A 6,589-nucleotide genomic window follows, 5' to 3' on the forward strand; every position below is an offset into this window, starting at 1 on the left:
GTCACACCCCATGATGTCGAGTCTCGCCTGCCGCGGCGAACTCCACATCTTGTGCCGGACTCCTTTCGTTCCGCGTTGAAGCCGTTGAACTGCGACCAAATTGCCGCTTGACCCACGGACTCCGAGGACTCAAACCCCTGTGGATAAGTGAGGGAAAGACTTTTCATGGGCGAGTTGACGAAACTTCGCGCGGCTCCGCGCGTCCGCAAGGCCAAGGCACCGGCCGTCGACAAGGCGGACCTGCCGCTGGGCCAGATACTGGATGGCGATTGCGTGGCCGCGATGCGCAATCTGCCGGATAACAGCGTGGACCTGGTCTTCGCCGATCCGCCCTATAACTTGCAACTGGGCGGCGATCTGAACCGGCCCGATGGCAGCCATGTGGATGCCGTGACGGATGAATGGGATCGTTTCGACAGTTTCGGCACATATGATGCATTCACAAGGGCATGGCTGGCAGAGTGCAGGCGCGTTCTGAAGCCCGATGGCGCGCTGTGGGTGATCGGCAGCTATCACAATATCTATCGCGTGGGCGCGGTGCTGCAGGATCTGGGCTTCTGGATACTCAACGATATCGTGTGGCGCAAAACGAACCCCATGCCCAATTTCCGCGGCACCCGCTTCACCAATGCGCATGAGACATTGCTGTGGGCCAGCCAAGGCGAAAAGGCGCGTTATCATTTCAACTATCGCGCCATGAAAACGCTGAACGATGAATTGCAGATGCGCAGCGACTGGACCTTCCCCATCTGCTCCGGCGGAGAGCGGTTGAAGGATGCCGAAGGCCACAAGGCACATCCCACGCAAAAGCCGGAGGCATTGCTGTACCGCGTGCTGCTGGCCACGACAGAGGCAGGAGACGTGGTGCTGGACCCGTTCTTCGGCACCGGCACGACGGGCGCGATTGCCAAGCGGCTTGGCCGCGAATGGATTGGGTGTGAGCGGGAGGAAAGCTACCGCAAGGTGGCGAAGGCGCGCATCGAGAAAGAGCTGCCGCTGGATGAAAGCACGCTCACCACGATGCAGAGCCGCAAGACCCAGCCACGCGTCGCCTTTGGCGCAGTGGTGGAGGCAGGATTGCTGAAGCCGGGCACTGAACTGTTCGACAAGAAGCGCCGCTGGACTGCGAAAGTACGCGCCGATGGCAGCATCGCATGCGGCAAGGAAACAGGCTCCATCCACGGCGTGGGCAAGGAATTGCAGGGCGCGCCAAGCTGCAACGGCTGGACCTTCTGGCATTACGAAGATGGCGGCGAGGTGAAACCCATCGATGCTGCGCGCGGCCTGTATCTGCTGGCGGCGGAGGACTGAGATTTCCTACTGCGCGGGAGCGGAGCAAGTGGCAGGGCATGACCCTGTCGTCCTCGAAAAACATGCGCTGTCTCCCCACCGCTGGCAGCGCGCCACTTTTTCGCTCCAGTACAGTGTTCCATGTGTTCCACATTAGATGGATCTGGCGCAGCGGTGGCGGGCACAAAGCCGCTTTCGCCATTGCGGCAAACCCGGCAAACTTGCACATCCCGAACAAGCGCGATCCGCGATGGATTGCCAAGCACCGCTCGCCAAGACGAGGATCGTTGAATGCCTGACCAGATCTACATCCAGCCGCTTACCACCGTACCCGGACCGCAAAGCGTTGAGGGAGAGGCCGTGCGGCTGGCTGGCGGCATGGTCTATGCGCGCGAATTTGCAGTGATGCTGCGGCGCGATGGCAGGGTAATCGAACGCCATATCGCCACCAAATCCACCATTGACGATGTGCTGGCCGCCATGCCGGAAGAGTTGGGCGCGGAAGCGGAACTGCAATGGTCCAACCTGCGCATGGCGCATACGCCGCTGGAGTTGGGCAGCCGCACCGTTCGGCTCGACATGCCGCAGGTTATGGGCATTCTTAACGTGACGCCCGATAGCTTCAGCGACGGTGGGGAGTTCATGGACAATCCCGAAGCCATGCAATCCCAAGCCGCCGCCATGAACGAAGCCGGTGCGGCGATCATCGACATCGGCGGCGAAAGCACGCGACCCGGTGCGAAAGATGTGTGGGAGGGCGAGGAGATAAAGCGCGTCCAGCCCGCCATAGAATATTGCGTAGGCATGGGCGCCGCCGTCAGTGTGGATACCCGCCGCCCGGCCGTGATGGAGGCCGCGCTGCAATCCGGCGCGCATATCATCAACGATGTATCAGCCTTGCGCTATGACCCGCGCAGCCTTGAATTCGCGGCCAGTTCCGGCGCGCCGGTGATCCTGATGCACGCACCCGGCAACGGTGAAAACCTGCACGCAGACGGTGACTATGGCCATGTGGTGTTCGACGTGTTCGATTTTCTGAAAGATCAGCGCGACCGGGCGATTGCGGCCGGCATTGCGCGGGAGAAGATCGTACTCGATCCCGGCATCGGCTTTGGCAAGTCGATGGCCGATAATCTGGCGCTGCTGAACGCCCTGCCGCTGTTTCACGCGCTGGGGCAGCCGCTGCTGCTGGGCGCCAGTCGCAAGCGGATGATCGGCGCGCTTTCCAATGAAGCGCCCGCGGACAAGCGGCTGGGTGGTTCACTGGCAATCGCGCAACTTGGCATGAACGCGGGCGTGCAAATGCTGAGAGTGCACGATGTGTTCGAAACGGTGCAGGCCCGCAATGTGTGGCGCGGGCTGCGCGATGCGGCGCTTACGGATTTCGCGATGTTAGCGGAATAGGGTTGGCGGATTAGGTCGCGCGGGGACTCAGTCTTCGGGAAAGCGCAGGCTCTCGCGCACGTCTTTCAACGCCTCTGCCGCATTGGAAACGGTGCCCTGATTTCGCTCCATCATCAACAGGGTACGGGACTCCACGGGCAGGAAAGTATAGCGCAACTTGCTGCCGTTGCGGGTCGTATCAAGGGCGAAGCCGGATCGTCCTGCCATCTCTACGGCCTCGATCCGCATGTCCTCGGTAAGATTATCGATCAGGGCTTCACCGTAATGCTCCACGGGCCGCTCCAGGAAAGCGAGCGCGAAGCCGACTTCCTGTTCGGCAGTGCACTTCGCGTCGCCATCGGGCCGGGTATAGGAGCAGTCCCTCTCCCCCAGCTTGTCCACCAGGTCGACCGGCAGGAACTTCACCGCGAACTCCGTCTCTTCAAAAGTCGGCGGCAGCGGCAGACGAATTTCGGCCCGCGTCAGCACAGATGTATCGTAGGAATAGGCAACGGGCCCGATGGTACCGGCCGCGATAGGGGAGGTTGCCTGGTCTTCAGGAACGAGAGTCGCAATTTCGCTGTCGTTCTCGGAGCTTTCTCCGGAACAGGCACCGATCCCCGCCACAAGGGCTAACAGGACTGCTGCGCGACCTACGTACATATAAGGAGAGCGGCCAAGTTGCAGAGTTGTTCCAAGACAAGGAGCAAAGAGTTTCCTACCCTTCGCACCATGTCCGAAAGATGAAACTACACCTGTTTCTCAAGCTTACTGAAGCTGCACTGCTTACGCCGCGTTATCGATGCCCAGGTCACTGAGCTTGCGATAAAGGGTGGAGCGTCCGATACCCAGTCGGCGGGCCACCTCCGTCATGCGTCCACGATAGTGGCCGATGGCCAGGCGGATGACATCCGCCTCGATCTCTTCCAGCGGTCGCAGATTGCCGTCCTTGGCGTAAAGCTGCACGCCGGCGCTTTCGCGCACCGGACCATTGCGGACAGGCTCGCTGTCACCGATGATCTCTCGCAACTGCGGGAAATCCTCTGCGGTCAGCGCGTCACCTTCGCTGAACACCGCTGCGCGGAAAAGCACGGCCTGCAATTGGCGGACATTGCCCGGCCAATCGAAGGCGCCAAGCAGGCGCAGCGCATCCGAGGTGATGCCAAGCGGGCGCAATCCGGGCTGCTGGCCGATTTGATAAAGGAAATAGCGGGTCAGCGATCCGATATCGCGGTCGCGCTCTCGCAAGGGCGGCAATTCTATCGCGGTTCGAGACAGCAATTCCAGCAGTTCGGCGCGAAAATGGCCTGTTGAAACCATGTCAGCCAGGGGCAAGTTGCTGGCCGCAATCACGCGCACATCGACCTTGAAACCATATTGCGCGCCCAGCGGCTTCACGCTGCCGCTTTCCAGCACGCTGACAAGCCGATCCTGCACATCGAGCGAAAGCCGATCGATCTCGTCCAGCACCAGCGTGCCGCCATCGCATTGCTGGAAGGCGCCGGCCTGCTGATCGAAGGCACCGGGAAAGGCGCCTTTCTCATGGCCGAACAATTGCGATTCCAGGCTGTTGGCGGAGACGCCGGCAATGTGGATCATGCGAAATGCGGTCTTCGCCCTAGGCGATGCTGCATGCATCGCACGCACCAGCATTTCCTTGCCGGTTCCGCTCTCGCCTTCGATCAGCACATGGCCGTGGCCACGCGCCGCCTTGGCGGCTTTTGCCAGTGCGTCACGAAATGGCGGCGCCGTGCCCACCATGGAATCGAAATCGAGCTGTGCGGGCATCTTTTCCGACAGCGGCGTAAGCTCGTCCTGCGGCCTTTCGCGCGTGGTGGTGTTGCGCAGGGCCTGCATCATCCTGTCGGGGGAGACAGGCTTGACCAGATAATCCGCCGCGCCCGCGCGCATGGCCTCTACTGCCAATTGCGGGCTGGTGCTGTTGGTCAGCATCAGGATCGGCAGGGCCGGGCGGCGATCCTTGAATTCGGCCACCAGTTCGCAGGCGCGATCTCCGGGAACGCTGTGATCTAGGATGATGGCGGAAAGCTGCATGCCCTCGCGCGTGCCCAGCGTGGCAATTGCAGTCTCGTAATCATCGACAACAATCGTGCGCCACCCTTCGCGGCCCGCGAGTGCGCTGACGAGCCGACACTGTGCCGGATCGTTGTCGATAAGCATCAGCAACCGCTGTTCGGCCTCTAACATGCACTAAATATCCCTGGCCCCGGTAAAATCCGGTTGTCTGGCAATCGAGATAACAAGGCGAGGTAAAGAGGCGATTAAGGCCAATAATCCACGTTTGTGGTCTTGAGCAGCGGAGCAAGCGGCTATAGGGCTGTCCGCAACAACCAGACCCCAAAGGGAAGACTATTAAAATGAGCAATCCGCATCCGCATGACATAAAGGCAGCCAAAAGCACTTACGACAGCTTTATCGGCATGTTGAAATGGTCAGTTCCGCTGATTGCGCTGATCGCACTCTTCGTCGTCATCCTGATCGCTTGATTTGACGGGCGGGGGAATGAAGATTGCTGTCCTGAAGGAGCGTGCAGCCGGGGAAACCCGCGTGGCTGCCACGCCCGAAACAGTCAAGAAGCTCTCCGGTTTGGGGGCATCTGTGGCCATAGAGGAAGGCGCTGGCGAAGCTGCCGCCATCTCCGATGCAGCCTATGTTGAAGCAGGGGCCGAAGTTTGCCCTGCCGCCAAGGCCGTTGCCGATGCCGACATCGTGATGGGCATCAATGCCCCCGATGTGATGGCGCTGGCAGGTGCAAAGCCGGGCGCGTGGGTTGCTGCCACGTTCGATCCTTTCGGACAGCGCGAGCGGGTGGATGCCTATGCCAAGGGCGGTTTCGAAGCCTTGGCCATGGAATTCATGCCGCGCATCACCCGTGCGCAGAGCATGGACGTTCTCTCCAGCCAGTCCAACCTTGCAGGTTACAAGGCCGTGATGGCAGCGGCCAACCAGTTCGGCCGTGCCTTTCCCATGATGATGACGGCGGCAGGCACAGTGTCTGCGGCCAAGGTGTTCATCATGGGCGTGGGCGTTGCGGGCCTTCAGGCGATTGCCACGGCAAAGCGGCTGGGCGCGCAGGTTTCTGCAACCGACGTTCGCCCGGAAACGGCCGAACAGATCAAAAGCCTGGGCGGCAAGCCCGTGTTCGCAGAAGGTCTGGAAGCATCGGGCGAAGGCGGTTACGCCGCTGAGCTGACGGATGAGCAGAAGGCCGCGCAGGCCGAAATGGTTTCCGCCCATATCGCCAAGCAGGATATCGTGATTACCACCGCGCTGATCCCCGGACGCGCCGCGCCGCGCCTGGTATCGGACGCGCAAATCGCCACCATGAAGCAAGGCAGCGTGATCTTTGATCTCGCCGTGGCGCAGGGCGGCAATGTGGAAGGCAGTGTGGCCGATCAGGTGATCGAGAAGCACGGCGTTTCCATCATGGGCTTTTCCAATACGCCGGCACATCTGGCCGCTGATTCCAGCGCCCTGTTCAGCCGCAATCTGTTCAACTTCCTCAGCGCCTTCTGGGACAAGGATCAGAACAAGCCGGTGTTGGATGAAGAGATCGGCGATGCCATCCGGCTCACCAAGGGCGGCGAAGTTGTGAACCAGCGTCTTAGCGCCGCGTCGTGAAGAGCAAGAGCATCGTGGTGATCTTCGTCATCGTGCTCATCCTAGCGGCGATCATCGCATATGTCGGTGGCAAGAATCTTGGCCGCTGGATGACTTCGACCGAGAGCGCTGAAGGGGGCGCCTGAAATGGATTTCATATCAATTCTATCGATCTTCGTGCTGGCATGTTTCGTCGGCTATTACGTGGTGTGGTCTGTCACGCCTGCGCTGCACACGCCGCTGATGGCGGTGACGAACGCTATTTCATCGGTGATCATCGTGGGTGGCCTGATCG

The 6,589-nt window shown here is 60.7% G+C and carries 8 protein-coding genes; 6 read left to right on the plus strand and 2 right to left on the minus strand.

The window, feature by feature from the left end; genetic code table 11:
- Positions 1-165 precede the first annotated feature (165 nt).
- Entirely contained in the window at positions 166-1,311 is a 1,146-nt protein-coding gene (locus GRF63_RS07490) for a site-specific DNA-methyltransferase (RefSeq protein WP_160485294.1), read from the plus strand.
- Between the two features lie 270 nt (positions 1,312-1,581).
- Positions 1,582-2,694, plus strand: a complete 1,113-nt coding sequence (folP, locus tag GRF63_RS07495; RefSeq protein ID WP_160485295.1) for a dihydropteroate synthase — start codon at positions 1,582-1,584, stop codon at positions 2,692-2,694.
- 27 nt (positions 2,695-2,721) lie between these two features.
- Here folP and GRF63_RS07500 read toward each other — a convergent pair whose 3' ends face one another.
- Positions 2,722-3,336, minus strand: coding sequence for a hypothetical protein (locus tag GRF63_RS07500; RefSeq protein ID WP_160485296.1), 615 nt, complete (start codon positions 3,334-3,336; stop codon positions 2,722-2,724).
- A 123-nt stretch (positions 3,337-3,459) separates the two neighbouring features.
- A complete protein-coding gene (locus tag GRF63_RS07505; protein WP_160485297.1) occupies positions 3,460-4,881 on the minus strand; it encodes a sigma-54-dependent transcriptional regulator in 1,422 nt (473 codons plus the stop codon).
- A gap of 170 nt (positions 4,882-5,051) precedes the next feature.
- Between GRF63_RS07505 and GRF63_RS07510 the strand changes: the two genes are divergently transcribed.
- From GRF63_RS07510 to GRF63_RS07520, 4 genes are all read left to right on the plus strand, one after another.
- The gene (locus GRF63_RS07510) at positions 5,052-5,180 is read left to right on the plus strand and encodes an aa3-type cytochrome c oxidase subunit IV (protein WP_160485298.1); all 129 of its coding nucleotides are present in this window, start codon (positions 5,052-5,054) and stop codon (positions 5,178-5,180) included.
- 16 nt (positions 5,181-5,196) lie between these two features.
- Positions 5,197-6,315 (plus strand): NAD(P) transhydrogenase subunit alpha, encoded by a 1,119-nt coding sequence (locus tag GRF63_RS07515; protein WP_160485299.1) that lies wholly within the window; start codon positions 5,197-5,199, stop codon positions 6,313-6,315.
- Positions 6,312-6,440 (plus strand): hypothetical protein, encoded by a 129-nt coding sequence (locus GRF63_RS16670; RefSeq protein WP_272914650.1) that lies wholly within the window; start codon positions 6,312-6,314, stop codon positions 6,438-6,440. Before GRF63_RS07515 ends, GRF63_RS16670 begins: the two co-directional genes overlap by 4 nt.
- Position 6,441: 1 nt before the next feature.
- On the plus strand, positions 6,442-6,589 hold a 148-nt coding region (locus tag GRF63_RS07520; protein ID WP_202131582.1), incomplete at its 3' end, for a proton-translocating transhydrogenase family protein.

It is taken from the genome of Aurantiacibacter rhizosphaerae (genome assembly GCF_009807005.1).
Lineage (GTDB): Bacteria > Pseudomonadota > Alphaproteobacteria > Sphingomonadales > Sphingomonadaceae > Alteraurantiacibacter > Alteraurantiacibacter rhizosphaerae.